This is a genomic window from Mycobacterium sp. ZZG (assembly GCF_054786995.1).
Genome location: NZ_JBTBFV010000174.1, coordinates 1 through 961, shown reverse-complemented (window position 1 = coordinate 961; position 961 = coordinate 1). Strand labels below are relative to the sequence as shown.

At 68.5% G+C, this 961-nt stretch carries 2 protein-coding genes; both read left to right on the top strand.

The features are described 5' to 3' along the window. Positions 1-306, top strand: a 306-nt coding sequence (locus tag ACXMYJ_RS29210) for an OB-fold domain-containing protein (RefSeq protein ID WP_460359560.1), incomplete at its 5' end; no start/stop codon positions are given. After that, on the top strand, positions 303-961 hold a 659-nt coding region (locus tag ACXMYJ_RS29205), incomplete at its 3' end, for a lipid-transfer protein (RefSeq protein WP_460359559.1). The genes ACXMYJ_RS29210 and ACXMYJ_RS29205, both read left to right, overlap by 4 nt.

Sequence of the window (961 nt, the reverse complement as noted above, 5' to 3'; positions counted from 1 at the left end):
CTGGCTCAGGTGCCGTTGTCGCGGCGGGGCCGGTTGTGGAGCTACACCGAGAACCGGTATGCCCCGCCGCCGCCGTATCCGTCCCCGGATCCGTTCGAGCCCTTCGCCGTCGCGGCGGTCGAACTGGCCGCCGAAGGGCTGATCGTGTTGGGCAAGGTCATCGAGGGCACCCTGGCCGCCGACCTGACAGTGGGCATGGAGATGGAACTGACCACGATGGCTTTGTATGTCGACGACGACGGGGTGCAACGCATCGTGCACGCCTGGAAAATCGCCGAGACAACCACGGAAGGTCAGGCCCGATGAGCCCGGAACCGGTCTACATCCTGGGTGCGGGAATGCACCCCTGGGGCAAATGGGGACGCGACTTCACCGAATACGGGGTCGTGGCCGCGCGCGCCGCCCTGGCCGAAGCCGGCTTGGACTGGCGCCAGATCCAACTCGTCGCCGGCGCCGACACCATCCGCAACGGCTACCCCGGCTTCGTCGCCGGGGCCACCTTCGCCCAGAAACTGGGCTGGAACGGCATCCCGATCACCTCCAGCTACGCCGCCTGCGCCTCGGGCTCGCAAGCCCTGCAGTCCGCGCGCGCCCACATTCTGGCCGGACTGTGCGAGGTCGCCCTGGTCATCGGCGCCGACACCACCCCCAAAGGGTTCTTCGCCCCCGTCGGCGGGGAACGCAAAAACGACCCCGACTGGCAACGCTTCCACCTGATCGGGGCCACCAACACCGTCTACTTCGCCCTGCTGGCACGGCGCCGCATGGACCTCTACGGCGCCACCGTGCAAGACTTCGCCGCGGTCAAAGTCAAAAACGCCCGCCACGGCCTGGCCAACCCCAACGCCCGCTACCGCAAAGAAGCCACCGTCGACGATGTGCTGGCCTCCCCGGTGGTGTCCGACCCGCTGCGCCTGCTCGACATCTGCGCCACCAGCGACGGCGCCGCCGCCCTCATCGT